The 21,696-nt window shown below is 61.9% G+C and carries 17 protein-coding genes and 3 pseudogenes; 13 read left to right on the top strand and 7 right to left on the bottom strand.

Annotation, left to right across the window (positions count from 1 at the left end):
• Positions 1-8 precede the first annotated feature (8 nt).
• Positions 9-821: an alpha/beta fold hydrolase gene (locus L1P09_RS14085; RefSeq protein WP_235767761.1), complete on the bottom strand. Its 813-nt coding sequence runs from the start codon at positions 819-821 to the stop codon at positions 9-11.
• A 583-nt stretch (positions 822-1,404) separates the two neighbouring features.
• On the opposite strand from L1P09_RS14085, the gene L1P09_RS14090 reads away from it, so the two are divergent.
• On the top strand, positions 1,405-2,082 hold the full coding sequence (locus L1P09_RS14090; RefSeq protein ID WP_235768983.1) for a DsbA family protein: 678 nt from the start codon (positions 1,405-1,407) through the stop codon (positions 2,080-2,082).
• Positions 2,083-2,153: 71 nt separating this feature from the next.
• Here L1P09_RS14090 and L1P09_RS14095 read toward each other — a convergent pair.
• A pseudogene (locus tag L1P09_RS14095) lies at positions 2,154-2,469 on the bottom strand (AMP-binding protein); the annotation flags it as partial.
• Positions 2,470-2,601: 132 nt separating this feature from the next.
• On the opposite strand from L1P09_RS14095, the pseudogene L1P09_RS14100 reads away from it, so the two are divergent.
• Both L1P09_RS14100 and L1P09_RS14105 read left to right on the top strand, forming a co-directional pair.
• Positions 2,602-2,928, top strand: a pseudogene (locus L1P09_RS14100) (GNAT family N-acetyltransferase); the annotation flags it as partial.
• A gap of 303 nt (positions 2,929-3,231) precedes the next feature.
• Positions 3,232-3,744: a GrpB family protein gene (locus L1P09_RS14105; protein ID WP_125855629.1), complete on the top strand. Its 513-nt coding sequence runs from the start codon at positions 3,232-3,234 to the stop codon at positions 3,742-3,744.
• Between the two features lie 178 nt (positions 3,745-3,922).
• Here L1P09_RS14105 and L1P09_RS14110 read toward each other — a convergent pair whose 3' ends face one another.
• Positions 3,923-4,381 carry a VOC family protein gene (locus tag L1P09_RS14110; protein ID WP_232892124.1) on the bottom strand — a complete coding sequence of 153 codons (459 nt, stop codon included), beginning with the start codon at positions 4,379-4,381 and terminating at the stop codon, positions 3,923-3,925.
• Positions 4,382-4,407: 26 nt separating this feature from the next.
• Here L1P09_RS14110 and L1P09_RS14115 point away from each other — a divergent pair.
• The 3 genes and pseudogenes from L1P09_RS14115 to L1P09_RS14125 form a co-directional block, all read left to right on the top strand.
• Positions 4,408-4,673 (top strand): annotated as a pseudogene (locus L1P09_RS14115) (site-specific integrase); the annotation flags it as partial.
• Between the two features lie 20 nt (positions 4,674-4,693).
• Entirely contained in the window at positions 4,694-6,280 is a 1,587-nt protein-coding gene (locus L1P09_RS14120; RefSeq protein ID WP_235767762.1) for an ABC-F family ATPase, read from the top strand.
• A gap of 148 nt (positions 6,281-6,428) precedes the next feature.
• Positions 6,429-7,622 (top strand): MFS transporter, encoded by a 1,194-nt coding sequence (locus L1P09_RS14125; protein WP_235767763.1) that lies wholly within the window; start codon positions 6,429-6,431, stop codon positions 7,620-7,622.
• Here L1P09_RS14125 and L1P09_RS14130 read toward each other — a convergent pair.
• Entirely contained in the window at positions 7,593-8,630 is a 1,038-nt protein-coding gene (locus tag L1P09_RS14130; protein ID WP_054903977.1) for an alpha/beta hydrolase family protein, read from the bottom strand. The genes L1P09_RS14125 and L1P09_RS14130 overlap by 30 nt on opposite strands.
• 201 nt (positions 8,631-8,831) lie before the next feature.
• Between L1P09_RS14130 and yghU the strand changes: the two genes are divergently transcribed.
• The 6 genes from yghU (at position 8,832) to L1P09_RS14160 (ending at position 15,792) form a co-directional block, all read left to right on the top strand.
• The gene (gene yghU, locus L1P09_RS14135; RefSeq protein WP_235767764.1) at positions 8,832-9,674 is read left to right on the top strand and encodes a glutathione-dependent disulfide-bond oxidoreductase; all 843 of its coding nucleotides are present in this window, start codon (positions 8,832-8,834) and stop codon (positions 9,672-9,674) included.
• 185 nt (positions 9,675-9,859) lie between these two features.
• Positions 9,860-11,563 carry an amidase gene (locus tag L1P09_RS14140; RefSeq protein ID WP_047149638.1) on the top strand — a complete coding sequence of 568 codons (1,704 nt, stop codon included), beginning with the start codon at positions 9,860-9,862 and terminating at the stop codon, positions 11,561-11,563.
• Between the two features lie 93 nt (positions 11,564-11,656).
• Complete coding sequence (locus L1P09_RS14145) at positions 11,657-12,325, top strand: helix-turn-helix transcriptional regulator (RefSeq protein WP_050492191.1); 669 nt, start codon at positions 11,657-11,659, stop codon at positions 12,323-12,325.
• A complete protein-coding gene (locus L1P09_RS14150) occupies positions 12,322-13,239 on the top strand; it encodes a pyridoxal-phosphate dependent enzyme (protein ID WP_232892126.1) in 918 nt (305 codons plus the stop codon). Before L1P09_RS14145 ends, L1P09_RS14150 begins: the two co-directional genes overlap by 4 nt.
• A 177-nt stretch (positions 13,240-13,416) precedes the next feature.
• On the top strand, positions 13,417-14,514 hold the full coding sequence (locus tag L1P09_RS14155) for a carboxynorspermidine decarboxylase (RefSeq protein WP_009686603.1): 1,098 nt from the start codon (positions 13,417-13,419) through the stop codon (positions 14,512-14,514).
• Positions 14,515-14,547: 33 nt separating this feature from the next.
• Positions 14,548-15,792, top strand: coding sequence for a saccharopine dehydrogenase family protein (locus tag L1P09_RS14160; protein ID WP_054903974.1), 1,245 nt, complete (start codon positions 14,548-14,550; stop codon positions 15,790-15,792).
• Between the two features lie 77 nt (positions 15,793-15,869).
• Here L1P09_RS14160 and ltrA (L1P09_RS14165) read toward each other — a convergent pair whose 3' ends face one another.
• The 3 genes from ltrA (L1P09_RS14165) to L1P09_RS14175 form a co-directional block, all read right to left on the bottom strand.
• Complete coding sequence (gene ltrA, locus L1P09_RS14165; RefSeq protein WP_222186725.1) at positions 15,870-17,291, bottom strand: group II intron reverse transcriptase/maturase; 1,422 nt, start codon at positions 17,289-17,291, stop codon at positions 15,870-15,872.
• Between the two features lie 497 nt (positions 17,292-17,788).
• Positions 17,789-19,210, bottom strand: a complete 1,422-nt coding sequence (gene ltrA, locus L1P09_RS14170; protein ID WP_222186725.1) for a group II intron reverse transcriptase/maturase — start codon at positions 19,208-19,210, stop codon at positions 17,789-17,791.
• Positions 19,211-19,691: 481 nt separating this feature from the next.
• Positions 19,692-20,555 carry a type 1 glutamine amidotransferase domain-containing protein gene (locus L1P09_RS14175; protein ID WP_054903973.1) on the bottom strand — a complete coding sequence of 288 codons (864 nt, stop codon included), beginning with the start codon at positions 20,553-20,555 and terminating at the stop codon, positions 19,692-19,694.
• 152 nt (positions 20,556-20,707) lie between these two features.
• On the opposite strand from L1P09_RS14175, the gene L1P09_RS14180 reads away from it, so the two are divergent.
• Complete coding sequence (locus tag L1P09_RS14180; RefSeq protein ID WP_054903972.1) at positions 20,708-21,628, top strand: LysR family transcriptional regulator; 921 nt, start codon at positions 20,708-20,710, stop codon at positions 21,626-21,628.
• Positions 21,629-21,696: the final 68 nt, after the last annotated feature.

Raw genomic sequence — 21,696 nt, forward strand, 5'->3', positions numbered from 1 at the left:
CGGTCGGATCATCCACGGCCCAGCCCCAGGCGGGCGAAAAACCCGTCCATGGCCGCGGCGCAGGCGCTGGAGGCGCTGAGCTGCGGGTAATGGCCCATGTTGTCCACCAGTACAAGCTGGCTGCTGGGCATCACCCTTTCCAGGTACTCGCCCACGGCCACTGGAACTACCGGGTCCACTCTGCTCTGCAGGATCAGCGTCGGCACATTCAAGCCTTTCACATCCTCGCGGTGGTCGGACAAGAAGATCACGCGGGCGAAATGCCGGGCGATCTCCGCGTTGGTGCGACGGAAGCTGCTGGCCAACTCTTCCTGCATCGCGGGCTCACCCGACGCACCCATCAGCACAGGCGCCATGGTGCTGGACCAGCCCAGGTAATTCTCATCGATCATCGACAGCAGCCCCAGCACATCCTCCTGGCTGAAGCCGCCGTTGTAACCGTCCGAGTCGATGTAACAAGGCGACCCCCCGATCAACACCAGCCCCGCGATTCTGCCTGGCTGCCGTAGCTCGGCCAGCACACCGATCATGGCACTGACCGAATGCCCCGCAATAATGACCGGGCCCTGGCCGAAATCATCGATGATTGCGTTCAGGTCATCGGCATAGCCCAACAGGGTCGAGTATTTCGCTCTGTCGTAGGCAGCGAGATCGGACTGCCCAGCACCGACCAGATCGTACGTGATGACACGCATGTGTGGAATGAAATGCGGCGACAACGCCTTCCACATCGACTGGTCGCAGCCAAAACCGTGAGACAGAATCAGGGTAGCCGGGCCGTCACCCTCGATATGTACATTGTTACGCTGCTGTACAGTCATACATATCCCGATTTCGGTCGACATTGCGCTGATAAAACCAACCAGTCCATGCTGCCTGAGAGCATAGTGGACTGCAGATCAAGCTGCCTGTAGTGCTTGCTGAACGACATTGAGCGCGAAGCCGATCCACTTTCGAAGCCTTAAACCGGCACCATACAGGATGCAGATGGATAGTTCCGAAAAAACCATCGATCACGCAGCTTTTTGTATGCCTTAGCGCTCGGTCAGGTGAACGCCGATAGCAAAAGCCGCCACGACCAGCACCACCTCGACCACGACATAAGCAACCAGGAATTCATCGGAAAACATGACAGGGTCTCTGAGACGCCGCAGCGCACAATGCGCTGTGGGAATGGCTCAGAGCCATCAACGCCGGCAAAAGTTCAGCCACGGTGCGGCGCTGCCCAGCAGGGGGCTGGGGCGGCCGAAGCCGTGCACCGTTTTCGGGAAAAGGCTCGGCTGCGACAGGCAGGTTTTCGAACCGCATTTGCCCGGTTTGCGCAATGATCTATGCGCTGTAATCGCCTATTTCCGCGCATACCAATCGAATAGCCTGGCGCCATCACATTCAAGGAGCCTGATGATGGCCGCTATGAAATTGCACTTTCTGTTCGACCCGCTCTGTGGTTGGTGCTATGCCAGCGCCGACACGCTGAGGCACCTGGCAGAGCGCTTCGCCGGTGAGCTGGAGATGCACCCTACAGGGCTTTTCGCAGGGCCAGGTGCACGGCAGATAAACGCTGAGTTTGCCCACTTCGCCCGGGCCAACGACTTGCGAATCGCTTCACTCACCGGCCAGTCTTTCAGCGAGTTGTATGTTAAGGAGATTCTCGGTGACCGCTCGCTGCGGTTCGACTCACTGCCGGTCAGCCGTGCGCTTACCCTGGCCCGAGGGTACGGCAAGGCGCTGGAGCCAAAGCTGTACGCGGCACTGCAAACAGCGCGCTACGTGGATGGCCTTGATACCTCGTCGCCCGACGTAGTGGCGGCCTGCACTGCCGACTTCCTGGGCCAGGAGGGTTTCACGGCCGATACGCAGGCACTGCTCGCGGCGCTTACCCAGCAAGCGCGACTGGCCAGCCAAACCTCGGCCCGCTTCACCGAAGCGCAGGCACTGATGCGCAAAGCGGGCGCAAATGGTGTGCCGCTGTTGCTGGTCGAGCTCGACCAGCGCATGCATGCCTTCAGCGGGCCAGACCTCTACAACCAGCCAGACCGCCTGATCGCTACGATCGAGCAGTTCAGGCAGGCTGCAGTCTGAAGCCGCCAAGCACGGTGTTTGCCGCCAGGCTGCACTAGAAGTTGGCGCCCACGCTGAACGGCAAAGTGCGCATCGGGTGATCAGTGCGACAGTGCAGGAGCCTTCCAGTACCCGCACCACTCCATCCACCGACAGCCGCGCATTGATCGGCACCCTGACCATCGCCGCCTTGTACAGCGCCACTTCCGCTTCGACCAGTTCCACGCGTTTGGCGGCAAGAATCGCCACATGCTCGCCAACGCCCACGCCAAGCGTACCCAGCGCGCACGCCAGGCGGTTGCTGCGCCGTTCCAACTGCGCGTAGGTCAGGCGCGTCTGGCTGTCCGCCGCGGCGATGTGGTCCGCCCAGTAGCGGGCACTTCGGGTAATGATCGATCCAATGTTCACGTTATTGTTCTCGTCGACAGAAAGACATCGACGATACTAATCAGCTGTGCGCGCACAGATGAAATGCCAGATTCAGATGTGGCCCATACCTTTATTGGCTGGCGTACCGCGAGTGGCCGCCGACAGCTCGTTAGCTTTTCCCCTGAAGCCATCTCCAGGGAGCTTACGAAGCGTAAGGTTTTTGTAGCTTTGTTCGGCGACGACATTGTTGGCACTGCCGGTCTTGACGGCGAGGTGGTCAGGAGTGTTTTCGTTGACCCGGCCCGCCAGAAACGCGGTATCGGGCGGCATTTGATGGATGTCATTCATACAGCTGCTGCCAGTGCAGGCGTTGAGGCTGTACGTGTGCCATCGTCAATTACGGCTGAAGAGTTTTATACCGCGTTGGGGTATAAAAAAATCCGCGACGTGTTTCATGGGGCGGAACGCACCATCGTTATGGAGAAGCGGCTGGGCTGAGGGCGTTTCTCGCCATGGTTGCGCCGAATTGAAGGCATTCCTGAACGACCCAGGCCTTGAGCGGTTTTGGCCAAGAGCTCCGAGCGTCATCAACCAGGCGCTACCGACCCATTGCAGCCCTTCGCATGGGGCGGCAGTCGGCCAGAAGTACACGCTAGACAGGACGGCTACCCAACCTCGGTCAGATTCGATTTGGATCTACTAAATTGCCGAATGGCCGGGGTATCGTTATCAGTGGCTGGCGAATTCACAAGTATTGAGGGAACATTCGGAGTATCAGGTACTAGCCTCCAAGGAACGGAAATGGCACTGACCAGCAAGATCATCCCCTATGACCCCACTTGGCCCACCCGCTTTCTGGCAGACAAGCCACTCATCGCTTCGGCCTTTGGCGATGAACTGATTGCCATACAGCATATTGGAAGTACCTCCGTTCCAGGGCTCGCGGCGAAGCCTGAGATCGATGTGCTCATCGAGGTTCACGATCATAGCAACGCCTCGGCGCGGGACGAGGTGTTGATGGGCCTGGGATATGTGCGAGGAAGCGACTTATCGGAAGGGCATCATTTCTATCGACGTAATGTGAATGGGATTCGCACGCACAAGCTCCACGCTTGTGTCAGTGGACACCTTGCGATCACCCAGATGGTGGGGTTCAGAGATTTGCTTAGATGCGATGCCTCGATGCGCCAGCAGTATGAAGCACTGAAGCTCCAACTTGAGTCGAGCAATACAGGTGGGATGGCTGAGTATCTGGAGAAAAAGTCTCCGTTTATTATCGCGGCACTAGTGCATGCCGGCATCGTACCTGGATGACCGATGGGTTGCTAAGCGCCGCCGGTATCAAGTGTCTGCATTGGATCGGGAGCAGCCGATCACCATTGCCTTTCTCGGCCCAATGCGCACGCTTATGCCCGATGGCGGCATTACCGTTGGCTAGGTTGCCCATCATCACGATCAATGGCCTGAGATACGGGAGTCTGTTCGCAGCCCGCTACTCAGCCGCCTGCATCAGCTCCAGCGTAATGTTATCTGGCCCGGTCACATACACCACCAGCGTACCCTTGCGTGGGCCTGCGGGAATCGGTTGAGGCGTACCCCTGGCCTGCCAGCCCGCTTGCTCGATGCGACCGAGTACGGCGTGCATGTCTTGCACGCTCAATGCCAGATGCGCTGAGCCAATCGCAGATGCCGTAGGCGGAGTGACACCGTGGCGGGCACCCTGCGAATATTCCAGCAACTCCACTCGGCTGCCATCCGGCCCTTTCACTATCGCCGTTCGCACCTTCGGGTCGGCGGTGCCGGTTACATCGAGAATGAATCGTCCTCCCATTTCCGACTGGCGTTCGAGCGTGAAACCAAGCCCGATTGTCCAGAAGCGAATGGCTTCTTCCAGTGAGCTGACGGCGAAGCCAATATGATCGACGGCATAGACGCTGTGGTTGGAATTCATCAAGTCATCCTTCAAGGGGGACGGTCACGTCGGACCGGCATCAACCATGGCGGCCGATCTTCGCAGGTTTGGGGATCAGGTACCGCCCCCGTATAACTGCCGCCACACCTATGCGACAATACGCTCAATGTCTGGTCTCAACCCCACATTTATCGCCCAACAGCTCGGGCATGGCGTGCAGATGCTCTTATCGACTTATGCGCGCTGGATTGACTCGTCCAACCACTGGTCAGAACTGGAAAAGCGCCAGACTGGTCCCAAATTGGTCCGCAGCTGCGAAGAAGCCACGTAAGTTATTGATAGGTAAGCTCCTTGATCTCCACCGCCAACATCACCATGCAGTTCGGCTCCAAGCCGCTGTTCGAAAACGTTTCTGTCAAATTCAACAACGGCAACCGCTACGGCCTGACCGGCGCCAACGGCTGCGGCAAGTCGACTTTCATGAAGATCCTCGGCGGTGACCTGGAGCCTTCGGGTGGCCAGGTCATGCTCGAACCCAACACCCGCCTGGGCAAGCTGCGCCAGGACCAGTTCGCCTACGAGGAATTCACCGTCATCGACACGGTGATCATGGGCCACGGCCAGCTGTGGAAGGTCAAGGCTGAGCGCGACCGTATCTACTCGCTGCCGGAAATGTCCGAGGAAGACGGCATGGCCGTCGCCGAACTGGAAACCGAATTCGCCGAAATGGACGGCTACACCGCCGAGTCGCGCGCCGGCGAACTGCTGCTGGGCCTGGGTATTCCGCTGGAGCAGCACTTCGGCCCGATGAGCGAAGTGGCCCCTGGCTGGAAGCTGCGTGTGCTGCTGGCCCAGGCGCTGTTCTCGGACCCGGACGTGCTGCTGCTCGACGAACCGACCAACCACCTGGACATCAACACCATCCGCTGGCTCGAAACGATCCTCACGGCGCGTAACAGCACCATGATCATCATTTCCCACGACCGCCACTTCCTCAACAGCGTGTGCACCCACATGGCTGACCTGGACTACGGCGAGCTGCGCCTGTTCCCGGGCAACTACGACGAGTACATGACGGCCGCCACCCAGTCGCGCGAGCAATTGTTGGCGGACAACGCCAAGAAGAAAGCCCAGATCGCCGAACTGCAGACCTTCGTCAGCCGCTTCTCGGCCAACGCTTCGAAAGCCAAGCAGGCCACTTCGCGCGCCAAGCAGATCGACAAGATCCAGCTGGCCGAGGTGAAACCGTCCAGCCGCGTCAGCCCGTTCATTCGCTTCGAGCAGACCAAGAAGCTGCACCGCCAGGCCGTGGTCGTCGAGAAAATGGCCAAAGCCTTCGATGACAAGGTGCTGTTCAAGAACTTCGACCTTACCGTGGAAGCGGGTGAGCGCGTGGCGATCATCGGCCCGAACGGTATCGGCAAGACCACCCTGCTGCGCACCCTGGTCGGCGAAATGGCCCCGGATGCCGGTTCGGTGAAGTGGACCGACAGCGCCGAAGTCGGCTACTACGCGCAAGACCACGCCCACGACTTCGAAGACGACATGACCCTGTTCGACTGGATGGGCCAGTGGACATCCGGCGAGCAGGTGATCCGCGGCACCCTGGGGCGCATGCTGTTCTCCAACGACGAGATCCTCAAGTCGGTGAAGGTGATTTCCGGTGGTGAACAAGGCCGCATGCTGTTCGGCAAGCTGATCCTGCAAAAACCCAACGTGCTGGTGATGGACGAACCGACCAACCACCTGGACATGGAGTCGATCGAAGCACTCAACCTGGCGCTGGAAAACTACCCAGGCACCCTGCTGTTCGTCAGCCACGACCGCGAATTCGTTTCGTCGCTGGCTACCCGCATCATCGAGCTCTCGGCCGATGGCGTGGTGGACTTCAGCGGTACCTACGACGACTACCTGCGTAGCCAGGGTGTATTGGTCTGATTGAGCGGTAAGGCCTGGCCGCCTTCGGCGGCCAGGCCTTGCGCCACAGCGCAGGCCTCTCCACGAAAAATTCGTTAGCCTGCTTTCATTTCCTTCGCGCAACGGCCATGATGGGTTCACGCCCAACCGCCCGCCCGCGAACGAGCCCATGACCGCGCAACAACCTGCTCCCCCCAGCGATAGCTTGCACATAACCCTGCAAATCCTGTCGATCGTCTTCTACACCTTCATTGCCTTCCTCTGCATCGGCCTGCCGATTGCGGTACTGCCCAGCCATGTGCACGATCAGCTGGGCTTCGGCGCCGTGATAGCGGGCGTGACCATCGCCTTGCAATACCTGGCCACCCTGCTCAGCCGGCCATTAGCCGGCAGGGTGGCCGATACCCTGGGCGGCAAGCGGGCAATACGCTATGGCCTGCTGGGTATCGCCGGCTGCGGTGTGCTGACCCTGCTGTCCGCCTGGGCGCTGAACCTGCCAATCCTCAGCCTGGGCCTACTGCTTGCCGGGCGCCTGCTGCTGGGCATAGCCCAAGGTTTGATCGGCGTGGCGACCCTGAGCTGGGGAATCAGCCAGGTCGGCCCTGAACACACCGCCCGGGTCATTTCATGGAACGGCATCGCCTCTTACGGTGCCATCGCCATCGGCGCGCCGGTGGGTGTGCTGGCCGTGGACGGGCTGGGCTTCAGCGTGCTGGGCCCGGCGCTGCTGGGGTTGGCAGCCATTGCCCTGCTGGTGCTGCGCAAACGCCCCGACGTGGCGGTGACGCGCGGCGAGCGCCTGCCCTTCTGGTCGGCGTTCGGCCGGGTGGCGCCGTGTGGTGTTGGCCTGACCCTGGCTTCCATCGGGTACGGCACCCTGACCACCTTTGTCACCCTGTATTACCTTGAGCGTGGCTGGGCCGGAGCAGCCTGGTGCCTGAGCGCGTTTGGCGTGTGCTTCATCATCTCCCGGCTGCTGTTCGTCAAAGCGGTCAACCGCTTTGGTGGCTACAACGTCGCGGTCGCCTGCATGGCCACCGAAGTGCTCGGCCTTGGCCTGCTGTGGCTGGCGCCCTCACCACCGTGGGCGTTGCTGGGTGCCGGGCTGACCGGCTTTGGGCTGTCGCTGGTGTACCCGGCACTGGGGGTCGAAGCCATCAGGCAGGTACCCAGCAGCAGCCGGGGTGCCGGGCTGAGCGCCTACGCGGTGTTCTTCGACATGGCCCTGGCCCTCGCCGGGCCGGTAATGGGGGCGGTTGCCGCGCACCTGGGCTATGCCTCGATCTTCTGCGTGGCCGCCCTGCTGGCATTGGCCGGCGTTGGGCTGACGCTGCTACTGGCGCGGCGTGGCCGTGGCCGCTGAGCGCTCGGCCAATTGCGGCGCCCCCAGCGCCTCGCTGAAGAACGCTGCGGTTTCACGTTGCAGTGAGTGGTGGATATGCCGACGGTCAACGCCTTCGGCATCCTTGCACAGCACCGGCATGCGCTGGTATTGCTCGGCATCGCAACGGGCCATGAACACAAAATGCCCGGCACCGGCCAACAGCCGGTAATCCGGTGTGACTGGCAGCTTGCGGGCCAGCGCTGCGGCGTTGCGGTCCACGGCCACCAACTGGTCGCTGTCGCCGCTGTAGATCAATGCCGGCACCTGCACCCCGGCCAGGGCATGCCGCCCGAACAGCAGGCTGAGCGGCGCCATCAACATCACCGCGCCGACACGCGGGTCGGCCTTGGGGCCAAGCTCACTGCGGTCGGCTATCAATATGCCGTGGGTCTTGCAGGCGTCGGCGTCGTTCGGGCGTTCCAAGCAGTACTGGCGCAAGCGCTCCAGGTCCGGATGCGCGCCAGACAAGATCAACGCCGTTTCACCACCCGCCGAGTAGCCGATCACACCCACCTTGCCGTCCGTCAGGTACGGGCCCACCACGCCGTCTGCGCGGGCCGCAGTGATCGCGGCGCTGAGCTGCAACGGCCGGCCATACAGATTGCTCAGGGTGCCCAGGCGGCTGTGGTCGCGGGTGTTGTCCCCGGGGTGGACCACCGCCACCACCACGAACCCTGCGCGCGCCAACGCCGTAGCCAGATAATGCAACGCCAGCGGGCTGCCGGTATTGCCGTGCGACAGCACCAACAGCGGGAAGCGCCCCATGGCGATGGGGGCCTCTTCGGCCACGTCGAGCGGGTAGCCATCGATACGGCTACTGCGGGCCGGGCCCAGCGCTGGGTAGAACGCCAGCGCCTGCATGGGCCGGTTATCGACCGGGTCGGTCAGGGTCATGTGATGCAGCCCTGCTGCCCATTGCGCAGCCTCGGCATGGGCCAGCAGGCAGGCGCACAGCGCCAGCGCCAACACGCAACGGGGGAGATTCATCAGCCAGCGGCTCCTTGCGTGGCAATGCGATAACCCAGCATAGGCCTGGCCCCGCAGGCGCCGCATGAAAACTGGATGAAACCAGCGTTATGCCAGGCCTGCACGCGCACCCTGCATTTGCACCTGGCGGCGAGCCCGTGGCATAGATGACGGTCAACGGTTTTATCTGACCGCTTCAGCGCCCTTGAAGGAGTTTCATGCATGAGCAAACCTACCTACGTGCCACCCAAGGTCTGGCGCCCTGACGCTGCATCCGGGGGCCAGTTCGCCAGCATCAACCGCCCTGTCGCCGGCCCTACCCACGACAAGGACCTGCCCAAGGGCAAGCAACCGCTGCAGCTGTATTCGCTGGCCACACCCAACGGCGTGAAGGTCACCATTGCCCTGGAAGAGCTGCTTGAACTCGGCCACGCTGGCGCGGAATACGATGCCTGGCTGATCCGCATCGGCGAAGGCGACCAGTTTTCCAGCGGCTTCGTCAAGGTCAACCCCAACTCCAAGATCCCCGCACTGCTCGACTGCAGCCAGGAACCACCGGTGCGAGTCTTCGAGTCCGGCTCGATCCTGTTGTACCTGGCAGAAAAGTTCGGCGCCCTGCTGCCGACAGCGCCTGCTGCCCGCACCGAGTGCCTGAACTGGCTGTTCTGGCAGATGGGAGCGGCGCCCTACCTGGGTGGCGGCTTCGGTCATTTCTATGTGTACGCGCCGGAGAAGTTCGAGTACGCCATCAACCGCTTCACCATGGAAGCCAAGCGTCAGCTCGATGTGCTAGACCGGCGCCTGGCCGAAAGCCGCTACCTGGGCGGTGAGGCATACAGCATCGCCGATATTGCCGTATGGCCCTGGTACGGCCAGTTGGTACTGGGCAACCTGTACGGCGCAGCAGAGTTCCTGGCGGTGCACGAGTACCCGAACGTACAGCGCTGGGCCCAAGAGATTGCCCAGCGCAAGGCAGTGCAACGCGGCACCCGGGTGAACCGCACCTGGGGCGACGAAGCCAGCCAGGTGCCTGAACGGCATTCGGCTGCGGATCTGGACAACTGATACAACGCGCGCCGAAGGTGGCCCTGTGGTGACACAGGGCCGCCGCTGCCAATGCCTGCCGCGTACTCGGGCATGACAATGCCCACCTGCACAAAACCGTTTGCCCCTGCGCAAACCTGCGTCCGCGTAGCCCTTCTTGTACACTCCCCGCAATAGCCCCCACCTGTACATTGTTTGGTGAACGCATGATCGAGGTAACCGAGGTTTCCATTGCCGAGCTGCGCGACGCGCTCGAATCGGGCCGCACGACGGCGGTCGAGCTGGTCAAGGCCTACCTGGCCCGCATTGATGCCTACGACGGCGCCGACACGGCCACCGCCCTGAACGCCGTAGTGGTGCGCAACCCGCAGGCGCTGCAAGAAGCCGAGGCCTCCGATGCCCGCCGCGCCAAAGGCCAGCTGCTGAGCCCGCTGGACGGCATTCCCTACACTGCCAAGGACAGCTACCTGGTCAAAGGCCTGACTGCGGCATCGGGCAGCCCGGCCTTCAAAGACCTGGTGGCCCAGCGCGACGCTTTCACCATCGAGCGCCTGCGCGCCGCCGGGGCCATATGCCTGGGCAAGACCAACATGCCGCCCATGGCCAACGGGGGCATGCAGCGCGGTGTGTATGGCCGCGCCGAAAGCCCGTACAACGCCCATTACCTGACCGCGCCGTTCGCCTCGGGCTCGTCCAACGGCGCCGGCACGGCTACCGCCGCCAGTTTCAGCGCCTTCGGCCTGGCCGAAGAAACCTGGTCCAGTGGCCGCGGCCCCGCCTCGAACAATGGCCTGTGCGCCTACACGCCCTCGCGTGGGGTGATTTCGGTGCGCGGCAACTGGCCGCTGACCCCGACCATGGATGTGGTGGTGCCCTATGCGCGCACCATGGCCGACCTGCTGGAGGTACTCGACGTGGTGGTCGCCGATGACCCCGACAAGCGTGGCGACCTGTGGCGCCTGCAGCCCTGGGTGCCGATCCCCGCGGCCTCGGCGGTGCGCCCAGCGTCGTACCTGGACCTGGCCGCCGATGCCGGCGCCCTCAAGGGCAAACGCTTCGGCGTGCCGCGCATGTACATCAATGCCGACGACGCAGCCGGCACTTCGCAAAAGCCTGGTATCGGGGGCCCTACCGGCCAGCGCATCCACACCCGCGCCAGCGTTATCGCCCTGTGGCAACAGGCCCGTCAGGCCCTGGAAGCGGCCGGCGCGCAAGTGGTGGACGTCGATTTCCCGCTGGTGTCCAACTGCGAAGGGGACCGCCCCGGCGCACCCACGGTGTACAACCGCGGCATCGTCAGCAAGGAATTCCTGCACGACGAGCTGTGGGAGCTGTCGGGCTGGGGCTTCGATGATTTCCTGCGCGCCAATGGCGACCCCAAGCTCAACCGTCTGGCGGATGTCGATGGGCCTCAGATTTTCCCGCACGACCCGGGCACCCTGCCCAACCGCGAAGACGACCTTGCAGCCGGCATGGACGAATACGTCAACATGGCCAAGCGTGGCCTGAAAACCTGGGACCAGATCGAGACCCTGCCCGATGGGCTGCGCGGCCTGGAGCGGACCCGCAAGCTGGACCTGGAAGACTGGATGGACGCCCAAGGCCTGGACGCCGTGCTGTTCCCCACCGTGGCCGATGTCGGCCCGGCCGATGCCGACGTCAACCCGGTATCGGCGGACATCGCCTGGAGCAACGGCGTATGGGTGGCCAATGGCAACCTGGCGATCCGCCACCTTGGCGTACCGACCGTGACCGTACCGATGGGCGTCATGGCCGACATCGGCATGCCGGTGGGCCTGACCTTCGCCGGGCGGGCCTACAGCGACAATGCCCTGCTGACCTTTGCGGCCGCCTTTGAAGCGACCGGTTCGCGCCGCATTGTGCCGCCGCGCACCCCCGCCCTGGGTTGAGCCCCACACGGCAACGACCTTCAGGCAACTGTCGCTAAAATCAACGATTCGTGTAAATATACACAAATCGTTGATTTTTTCGGCTCGTTGCCCATGACACCCACTGCCGAGCGCCAGCTCACCCTCACCGTGCTCAAGGCCGCCATCCAGGCCTTGGGCAGCGTTGCCGCGCGCAACATGGAAATCCTCCTGCACGACCTCGACCACCCCGAGCACTCGGTGGTGGCTATCGTCAATGGCCACCTTTCCGGTCGCAGTATCGGCAGCCCGATCCTTGCCGCCCCGGAACAGGACCAGGGTTTCAAGGCCCTGATGCAGGCCTCGGCCGACCAGCAGGGTTGTGAGCCGGTGGTGCTGCCCGACTACCCCACTACCCTCAAGGGCCGCACGCTGCGCAGCGCCACCGCGATATTCCGCGACAGCAGCGGCCACCCGTTTGCCAGCCTGTGCGTGAACACCGATGTCACCGGCCTGGACGCGGCCATGCAGTTCCTCCAGCACTTCCAGCCCCTGGGCGCTACGCCAACCGCCACCGAGCCTGCCGACATGGCGCTGCTGATGAGCGAGATCATCCAGGGCGCACTGCAGCGCAACGGCCAAGGGCGAATGAACAAGCAGGCCAAGCTCGAAGCTGTGCGCGTGATGCAGGAGCGTGGCCTGTTCATCGTCAAGGGCGGCGTCGAGAAGGCCGCCAGCGCACTCGGCGTGACCCGCTACACCATCTACAACTACCTCGAACAACTGCGCGGAGCCAGCCTATGACCTTGCACATCCCTACGCCCCTGATCGAATCACGCCCGCTGTCGCTGGCTGCCGGGCGCAACATCTGGCTCAAGCTTGACGCCCTGCAGCCTTGTGGCTCGTTCAAGCTGCGCGGGGTGGGCCACGCCTGCGAGGTTCACTACGCGCGGGGTGCCAGGCACCTGGTGTCGTCCTCGGGGGGCAATGCCGGCCTGGCGGTGGCCTACGCCGGGCGCAAACTGGGGGTGCCGGTGACCGTGGTGGTGCCCGAGACCACCACCGAACGGGCCAAGGAACTGCTGCGCCTGGAAAATGCCAAGGTACTGGTACACGGCAGCTCGTGGCAGGAAGCCAACGAACTGGCACTGACCCTGGTAGGCGCTGGCGATGCCTTCATTCACCCCTTCGACGACCCGCTGCTGTGGGCCGGGCATGCCAGCCTGGTCGACGAAGTGGTTGCAACCGGCTTCAAGCCCGATGCGGTGGTGCTGTCGGTGGGGGGTGGCGGGCTGCTCAGCGGCGTGGTCGAGGGGCTGCAACGCAATGGCTGGGCGGACGTGCCGGTGCTGGCCGTGGAGACGACCGGCGCTGCCTCGCTGCACGCGGCCATGCAAGCCGGGCACACCGTGGCGTTGCCGCGCATTGCCTCGATCGCCGGCTCGCTGGGTGCCAAGCGGGTGGCCGAACAGGCGCTGGCCTGTACGCATCGGCAACCGGTACACAGCCACCTGGTCAGCGACCGTGCCGCGCTGCAGGCTTGCGAGCGCTTTCTGCAAGACCATCGGCTACTGGTGGAGCCCGCCTGTGGCGCCGCGTTGGCGCTGGCCTACGACGCCAGCGCCATGGCGCGTTACCCGAACGTGCTGGTGGTGGTATGCGGGGGTGCTACCGCCACTTTGGAACAGATACAGGCGTGGTTGCGACAGGTCGACTGATACGGGCTGTCATCTGTCTGTTTCCTTTGCCGTGTATCACTGAACCCGACACTGCCGGCGACTCTGCCCGGCAGTGGCAGCCACGCAAAGGAAAAATGCCCTGCGCCCTTTCGATCTGCGGCAAGGGAAGGCACAATGCGTGTCCTTTTTTTGGCCGGCCTGGCCGGGGGCCTTTAAATGATCAAGACGCCGTACTACCTCATCGATAAAACCAAGCTGCTCAGCAACATGGAGAAGATCGCCTACGTGCGCGAACACTCCGGTGCCAAGGCACTGCTCGCCCTCAAGTGCTTTGCCACCTGGTCGGTATTCGACCTGATGCAGCAGTACATGGACGGCACCACCTCGTCTTCCCTGTTCGAGCTCAAGCTCGGCCGCCAGAAGTTTGCCGGCGAGACCCACGCCTACAGCGTGGCCTGGGCCGACGACGAGGTCGAGGAAATGCTCGAGAACTGCGACAAGATCATCTTCAACTCGATCGGCCAGCTGCAACGCTTTGCCGACCAGTCCGAAGGCAAGGTGCGCGGCCTGCGCGTCAACCCGCAGGTCAGCAGCTCCGACTACTTGCTGGCCGACCCGGCCCGGCCGTTCAGCCGCCTGGGCGAATGGGACCCGGCCAAGATCGAGCAGGTGATCGGCCAGATCTCTGGCTTCATGTTCCACAACAACTGCGAGAACGGTGACTTCGGCCTGTTCGACAAGATGCTCACGCACATCGAAGAGCGCTTCGGCCACCTGCTGCACCAGGTCGAGTGGGTCAGCCTGGGCGGCGGCATCCACTTCACCGGTGAAGACTACGCAGTAGACGCCTTCTGCGCGCGCCTCAAGGCCTTCGCGCAAACCTACGGGGTGCAGGTGTACCTGGAGCCTGGCGAAGCCGCCATCACCAACAGTGCCTCGCTGGAAGTGACCGTGCTCGACACCTTGTACAACGGCAAGCACCTGGCCGTGGTCGACAGCTCGATCGAAGCGCACCTGCTCGACCTGCTGATCTACCGCCTGAACGCCAAGATGGCCCCCAACGACGGCGAGCACACCTACATGGTCTGCGGCAAATCGTGCCTGGCCGGTGACATCTTCGGTGAGTACCAGTTCGACCGCCCATTGGCCATTGGCGATCGCCTGTCGTTCGTAGATACGGCCGGTTACACCATGGTCAAGAAAAACTGGTTCAACGGTTTGAAAATGCCGTCCATCGCGGTCAAGCAACTCGACGGCAGCGTCGAGGTCGTCCGTGAGTTCGGTTTTGAAGACTACGTTTCCAGCCTGTCGTAAGGCCGGCTTCCCAAGTAAGGAGCAACAGGTAAATTGAAGAAGAACGTTCTTATCATTGGTGCAGGAGGTGTCGCCAAGGTGGTGGCCCACAAGTGCGCGCAGCATAACGACGAACTGGGTCGTATCGCTATCGCGTCACGGAACATCTCCAAATGCCAGGCCATCATCGACAGCGTCAAGGCCAAGGGTAGCCTCAAGGTTCCCGCCGACATCCAGGCCTTCTCGCTCAACGCCCTCGATGTCGAGGCGACCAAGGCGCTGATCCGCGAGACCGAGTCGCAGATCGTGATCAACGTCGGTTCCGCCTTCCTCAACATGTCGGTGCTGCGTGCCTGCATCGATACCGGTGTCGCCTACCTGGACACCGCCATCCACGAAGAGCCGGGCAAGATCTGCGAGACCCCGCCGTGGTACGGCAACTACGAGTGGAAACACCTCGAAGAGTGCCAACAAAAGAACATCACCGCCATTCTCGGGGTCGGCTTTGACCCGGGTGTGGTCAACAGCTACGCAAAACTTGCGCAGCAACAGTATTTCGACAGCATTGATTCGATCGACATTCTCGACGTCAATGCCGGTTCGCATGGCAAGTACTTCGCCACCAACTTCGACCCGGAAATCAACTTCCGCGAGTTCACCGGGCAAGTGTGGAGCTGGCAGAACAGCCAGTGGACCAGCAACACCATGTTCGAAGTCAAGCGTACCGACGACCTGCCGGTGGTCGGCTCGCAAAACCTCTACCTTACCGGCCATGACGAAGTTCACTCGATTTCGAAGAACCTCAACGTGCCGAATGTGCGCTTCTGGATGAGCTTCGGCGAGCACTACATCAATGTGTTCACGGTGCTGAAAAACCTTGGCCTGCTCAGCGAGCAGCCGGTGAAAACGGCCGAAGGCCTGGAAGTGGTGCCGCTGAAAGTGGTCAAGGCCGTGCTGCCAGACCCGGCCTCGCTGGCCCCGGGCTACACCGGCAAGACCTGCATCGGCGACCTGGTCAAAGGCACCAAGAACGGTCAACCGCGCGAAGTGTTCATCTACAACGTGGCCGACCACGAAGAGGCCTACGCCGAAACCGACAGCCAGGGCATCTCCTACACCGCAGGCGTACCGCCAGTGGCTGCCGCCCTGCTGGTTGCCCGTGGCGAGTGGGATGCCAAACGCATGGTCAACGTCGAGGAGCTGCCAGCCGAGCCGTTCCTCAAGGCGCTGGACGTGATGGGCCTGCCGACCCGCGTCAAGGATGAAAAAGGTGATCGTCCTTGGGACGCTGAAGCCTAAGCGGTAATCGAGTAGGAGGCGGGTTCACACCCGCCGTCCTCTCACACCACCGTGCGTACGGTTCCGTACACGGCGGTTCAGGCTATGCGGCTAAGCCGGTTGATCGTATCCAGTATCGAGACCAGTCCGAGTCGATCCCATAGCTTCTTCGGCAGCGCCTGATTCATATGAGATGCTCCCGAGTTCCACCATGGGCCTCGACCATTAGAGGCTGATTTGCAGGCACGCTCTTCACTTAGACCCAGGCGCATCAGGTTGCGCACCCTCGTAGAGGGCTGCTTCCATTGGCGCCAGATGGCACAGCGGAGTTTGTGCCTGAGCCAGCCATCCAGTTCCTCAAGTGGCCGTTTGCTCTGGCTGAGCTTGAAGTAACCCGCCCAGCCTCGTAATACAGGGTTTATCCGCTCGATGGTATTTGCCATCTTGCGACCCCGTGCACCGCGTAGCAGCTCTGCGAGCCGGTCGCGCAGGCGACCCAGGCTCATCGTTGCCACCCGCAGCCTTGGCTGCTGATGCCAGCTCATCCCATAGCCCAAGTAGTCACACTTCCAGGCTCTCGCGACTCGACTCTTCTTCTGATTCACCGTCAGTTTCAAACGTTGGTTCAGGAAGCGCTCGACACTGACCAGTACTCGCTCGCCAGCCCGAGGACTGCGCACATAAATGTTCGCGTCATCGGCATAGCGCACGAAGCGATGGCCCCGCCGCTCCAGTTCGCGGTCAAATTCATCGAGCAGGATATTCGACAGCAGCGGCGAGAGCGGGCCGCCTTGCGGCGTCCCTTCCTGCCGTGGGCTAACGACACCACCTGACATGACTCCCGCTTCAAGGTAGCGACGGATAAGCCTAAGTACGCACTTATCTTTGACCCGGCACTCGATACAGGCCATGAGGATGTCGTGGTTGACTCGATCGAAGAACTTTTCCAGATCGATTTCCACGCACCACCGATGTCCCGATGCCACATGGGCACGGGCCATCTCGACAGCTTGATGTGTGCTTCTGCCCGGACGGAAGCCATAACTGTAGTCCGAGAACAGTGGGTCGAAGATGAGCGTGAGCTGTTGCTGCAAGGCTTGCTGGATCAAGCGATCCACGACGCTGGGGATTCCCAGTTGCCGTGTGCCGCCCTGCGGCTTGGGAATTTCAACCGCTCGCACTGCTTGTGGATGGTATTCACCGGCCAGTAGCCTGGCCTTGAGGGTTGGCCAATACTGTTTCATGTAGCCCGCCAAGTCAGCGACCGTCATGCCATCGGCACCCGGCGCTCCCTTGTTGCTGACCACGCGTTGATACGCACGTCTGAGGTTGGCCGGTGCAAGCACCCGCTCCATCAGCGTGTCCGGCTCCGCGTTCGTCCACGTCGCTGACGCCGCCGGCACCTTTGCACTGTCAGGCATCACCCTCGGCTTCTGGCCGGGATTCGGGATGACAGTTTCCGCTGTGGGAAATTTCTGCATTACGGCTACCAACGAGACAGTGACGCCTACTAGCGGCATAACCTGTTCGGCCCTTGGTGGCGCGGTTATCCGCCACTTACTACGGCTTCGGCTGACTTCTGCACGCTCATCCCGTCGCCTTTCGACGCGCGGTAGCACAATGGCAAACGTACAGATCTCCCAGGGTAATTCGCGTGACCTTCCTGCTTATGCCTGTCGGATTTACGTCACAGCGTTCCGTGCAAGTATTGGGCTTTGGCGATTGTTGCCGCCTAACCCCGCTGTGCCGCCTGATCCGCTTCCTGTTCGTCAGGCCAGCATTTTGCCTCGGGCTTCCTTCAGATTCGCAGTCGCCCGCGACACCCTTGCCTCCGGCTAACACTTCCCCTTGCCGGGTGTGTAGAGGACTTTCACCTCCAAGTCACCCGCTTGGCCACCACAGCCAAGCAGGTTGCGCTTACGCGCAACGCGCCATGCCTGGCGCACATCGAGTAGGAGGCGGGTTCACACCCGCCGTCCTCTCACACCACCGTGCGTACGGTTCCGTACACGGCGGTTCAGGCTATGCGGCTAAGCCGGTTGATCGTATCCAGTATCGAGACCAGTCCGAGTCGATCCCATAGCTTCTTCGGCAGCGCCTGATTCATATGAGATGCTCCCGAGTTCCACCATGGGCCTCGACCATTAGAGGCTGATTTGCAGGCACGCTCTTCACTTAGACCCAGGCGCATCAGGTTGCGCACCCTCGTAGAGGGCTGCTTCCATTGGCGCCAGATGGCACAGCGGAGTTTGTGCCTGAGCCAGCCATCCAGTTCCTCAAGTGGCCGTTTGCTCTGGCTGAGCTTGAAGTAACCCGCCCAGCCTCGTAATACAGGGTTTATCCGCTCGATGGTATTTGCCATCTTGCGACCCCGTGCACCGCGTAGCAGCTCTGCGAGCCGGTCGCGCAGGCGACCCAGGCTCATCGTTGCCACCCGCAGCCTTGGCTGCTGATGCCAGCTCATCCCATAGCCCAAGTAGTCACACTTCCAGGCTCTCGCGACTCGACTCTTCTTCTGATTCACCGTCAGTTTCAAACGTTGGTTCAGGAAGCGCTCGACACTGACCAGTACTCGCTCGCCAGCCCGAGGACTGCGCACATAAATGTTCGCGTCATCGGCATAGCGCACGAAGCGATGGCCCCGCCGCTCCAGTTCGCGGTCAAATTCATCGAGCAGGATATTCGACAGCAGCGGCGAGAGCGGGCCGCCTTGCGGCGTCCCTTCCTGCCGTGGGCTAACGACACCACCTGACATGACTCCCGCTTCAAGGTAGCGACGGATAAGCCTAAGTACGCACTTATCTTTGACCCGGCACTCGATACAGGCCATGAGGATGTCGTGGTTGACTCGATCGAAGAACTTTTCCAGATCGATTTCCACGCACCACCGATGTCCCGATGCCACATGGGCACGGGCCATCTCGACAGCTTGATGTGTGCTTCTGCCCGGACGGAAGCCATAACTGTAGTCCGAGAACAGTGGGTCGAAGATGAGCGTGAGCTGTTGCTGCAAGGCTTGCTGGATCAAGCGATCCACGACGCTGGGGATTCCCAGTTGCCGTGTGCCGCCCTGCGGCTTGGGAATTTCAACCGCTCGCACTGCTTGTGGATGGTATTCACCGGCCAGTAGCCTGGCCTTGAGGGTTGGCCAATACTGTTTCATGTAGCCCGCCAAGTCAGCGACCGTCATGCCATCGGCACCCGGCGCTCCCTTGTTGCTGACCACGCGTTGATACGCACGTCTGAGGTTGGCCGGTGCAAGCACCCGCTCCATCAGCGTGTCCGGCTCCGCGTTCGTCCACGTCGCTGACGCCGCCGGCACCTTTGCACTGTCAGGCATCACCCTCGGCTTCTGGCCGGGATTCGGGATGACAGTTTCCGCTGTGGGAAATTTCTGCATTACGGCTACCAACGAGACAGTGACGCCTACTAGCGGCATAACCTGTTCGGCCCTTGGTGGCGCGGTTATCCGCCACTTACTACGGCTTCGGCTGACTTCTGCACGCTCATCCCGTCGCCTTTCGACGCGCGGTAGCACAATGGCAAACGTACAGATCTCCCAGGGTAATTCGCGTGACCTTCCTGCTTATGCCTGTCGGATTTACGTCACAGCGTTCCGTGCAAGTATTGGGCTTTGGCGATTGTTGCCGCCTAACCCCGCTGTGCCGCCTGATCCGCTTCCTGTTCGTCAGGCCAGCATTTTGCCTCGGGCTTCCTTCAGATTCGCAGTCGCCCGCGACACCCTTGCCTCCGGCTAACACTTCCCCTTGCCGGGTGTGTAGAGGACTTTCACCTCCAAGTCACCCGCTTGGCCACCACAGCCAAGCAGGTTGCGCTTACGCGCAACGCGCCATGCCTGGCGCACAACAAGAAGGGGCGCCACTGTGGCGCCCCTTCTGCTTTGGCTGGCCGCTTACGCTTCAGTTGGCCTCGGCCGTGAGCTTCGCGCGCTCACCGAGTTTTTTCAGCAACGCCTTGGCCAGGGCCTTGTCCGAGAACGGGTTCTGCCCGGTAATCAACTCGCGATCCACCACCACATTCGGTTGCCAGGGCTTGGCATAACCCATGTCGCCGCCGGCCATCGCCATCGCGTTCGCCGGGTAGAACAACAAGCGCTGGCCGTTGAGCGAACGCTCGAACACCTGCTCCTCCGGGTCAGAGAAGATAGTCATCTTGTAGCCCTGGTACACCCAGTCTTTGGCTGCCGCCCGCTCGCCACGCGCCAGTGCGGCCTGGTAGCCAACCGGGTCTTGCTGCGCCGACAGCAAAGCGATTGGGCCGTGGCAGATAGCCGCAGTGGGTTTGCCTGCCTGGTGGAAATGCCGCAACAAGGCGCCGACATCCGGGTTGTTGGCCAAGTCGATCAAAGGCGCGTGGCCGCCGGGGATGAACAGCCCGGCATAGCGGTCGAGGTCGCCAGCCAGCACTTCTTTCACCGACAGGGTATCGCCGATGTCTGGCAGCCCCTGCACCACCTTTTCAATCCGGCGCATCTCTGTGGCATCACCGGCGAAATACTGCGGGTCGACCGAGCGTGGGTCCACACGCGGGGCATTACCCTTGGGTGTCACCAGCACCAGGCGGTAGTCAGCCTTGAGCAATTGGTCGGCGGGCACACCGAACTCATTGAGGTAATAGCCGGTGGCGTAGTGTTCGCCGTTCTGCAACGGCAGCTGGTGTTCACTGGACAGCAGCACCAGTACCTCGCCCTTGGGCGCCGATTGGGCACCACCGGCAAGCAAAGCGCCGGTGACTGCCAGCGCCAGTGTGGTCGGCTTCTTCATGCGTTAACTCCTGATCAGGCAAGCGCCTGCAATACCAAAGTGGCGGAGCGCAGGGTGTAATTGGCAGCTCCGGGTCAGTCATCACTGGGGGAATGCTACCGCTGCGGCTATGATTCGATAATTCTAAAGTGATCATGGCTGCCATTCGGAATATGAATATCGCCAACAAGGACTTGAACCTGCTCTATCTGTTCCATGTGCTTTACCAGGAGCGCAGCGCCACACTCGCCGCCCAACGCATGGCGCTTAGCCAGCCCGCACTCAGCCACAAACTCGGCAAACTGCGTGATCAGCTCGGCGACCCCCTGTTCGTGCGTGCGCCCAGGGGGCTTACCCCCACACCACGGGCCCATGAGCTGGCGCCGGAGGTAGAACGCCTGGTAGCGGGCCTGGAAGGCTTCTATGAACGCTGCGAGGGGCAAGACTTTCTCTCCCGCCCTGCCCGCGTACACCTGTACAGCACCGATTATGTGGAGCAGACACTGCTGCCCAGGCTGTTACCAATACTGCGCAGCCAAGCGCCCAACCTGACGCTGATCACACACAACACCCGCGGCATGCTACCCCGAGAAGCGCTGGAAAAAGGCACCTGTGACCTGGCTGTCGCCGGCTTCTACACCGACTTGCCCGATACTTTCCACCAGCAGCGGCTGCTCAGGGAGCAGTTCGTAGTCCTTGCCTCGCGCAGCCATCCGGGCCTGGCCAGCGGCTTGGACTCGGACTTGGACTTGGACACATTTCTGGCCAGCGACCATCTGCTCACCACCCTGACCGGTGACCTTGATGGGCTGGTTGATCGCGCCCTGCACAGCCAGGGCAAGCAACGCCGGGTGGTGGCAGGCCTGTCCAGCTTCATCGCACCCATGCGCTTGCTGCGGGGTACCGACCTGCTTCTGACCTGCCTGCGCTCGCTGGCCCTCGAAGCTATCGACCGTGACCAGGACCTGCGCATGTTCCCGCTACCGCTGGAACTGCCGCCCGTGGAGGTGATGCAGATCTGGCATGCGCGTACCCATGCCGACCCCTTGCGGCGCTGGCTTCGCCAGCAGCTGTGGGCCGTGGCCCAGCAATAGGGATGTTTCCGACGAAAGTAGTCGGGTATGGCGAACAACTTCTTGCAATCCGGAAGATCTCAAAATAC

It is taken from the genome of Pseudomonas juntendi (assembly GCF_021560075.1).
In the GTDB taxonomy this organism is placed as follows: domain Bacteria; phylum Pseudomonadota; class Gammaproteobacteria; order Pseudomonadales; family Pseudomonadaceae; genus Aquipseudomonas; species Aquipseudomonas juntendi.

What these genes read in the sequence shown, in the direction of transcription:
- L1P09_RS14125 (WP_235767763.1), top strand. Translation starts at nt 6,429, where the DNA reads ATGACCGCGCAACAACCTGCTCCCCCCAGCGATAGCTTGCACATAACC.
- L1P09_RS14145 (WP_050492191.1), top strand. Translation starts at nt 11,657, where the DNA reads ATGACACCCACTGCCGAGCGCCAGCTCACCCTCACCGTGCTCAAGGCC.
- L1P09_RS14140 (WP_047149638.1), top strand. Translation starts at nt 9,860, where the DNA reads ATGATCGAGGTAACCGAGGTTTCCATTGCCGAGCTGCGCGACGCGCTC.
- L1P09_RS14090 (WP_235768983.1), top strand. Translation starts at nt 1,405, where the DNA reads ATGGCCGCTATGAAATTGCACTTTCTGTTCGACCCGCTCTGTGGTTGG.
- L1P09_RS14110 (WP_232892124.1), bottom strand. Translation starts at nt 4,381, where the DNA reads ATGAATTCCAACCACAGCGTCTATGCCGTCGATCATATTGGCTTCGCC.
- ltrA (WP_222186725.1), bottom strand. Translation starts at nt 19,210, where the DNA reads ATGCCGCTAGTAGGCGTCACTGTCTCGTTGGTAGCCGTAATGCAGAAA.
- L1P09_RS14175 (WP_054903973.1), bottom strand. Translation starts at nt 20,555, where the DNA reads ATGAAGAAGCCGACCACACTGGCGCTGGCAGTCACCGGCGCTTTGCTT.
- L1P09_RS14180 (WP_054903972.1), top strand. Translation starts at nt 20,708, where the DNA reads ATGAATATCGCCAACAAGGACTTGAACCTGCTCTATCTGTTCCATGTG.
- L1P09_RS14150 (WP_232892126.1), top strand. Translation starts at nt 12,322, where the DNA reads ATGACCTTGCACATCCCTACGCCCCTGATCGAATCACGCCCGCTGTCG.
- L1P09_RS14085 (WP_235767761.1), bottom strand. Translation starts at nt 821, where the DNA reads ATGACTGTACAGCAGCGTAACAATGTACATATCGAGGGTGACGGCCCG.
- yghU (WP_235767764.1), top strand. Translation starts at nt 8,832, where the DNA reads ATGAGCAAACCTACCTACGTGCCACCCAAGGTCTGGCGCCCTGACGCT.
- L1P09_RS14130 (WP_054903977.1), bottom strand. Translation starts at nt 8,630, where the DNA reads ATGAATCTCCCCCGTTGCGTGTTGGCGCTGGCGCTGTGCGCCTGCCTG.
- L1P09_RS14155 (WP_009686603.1), top strand. Translation starts at nt 13,417, where the DNA reads ATGATCAAGACGCCGTACTACCTCATCGATAAAACCAAGCTGCTCAGC.
- L1P09_RS14105 (WP_125855629.1), top strand. Translation starts at nt 3,232, where the DNA reads ATGGCACTGACCAGCAAGATCATCCCCTATGACCCCACTTGGCCCACC.
- ltrA (WP_222186725.1), bottom strand. Translation starts at nt 17,291, where the DNA reads ATGCCGCTAGTAGGCGTCACTGTCTCGTTGGTAGCCGTAATGCAGAAA.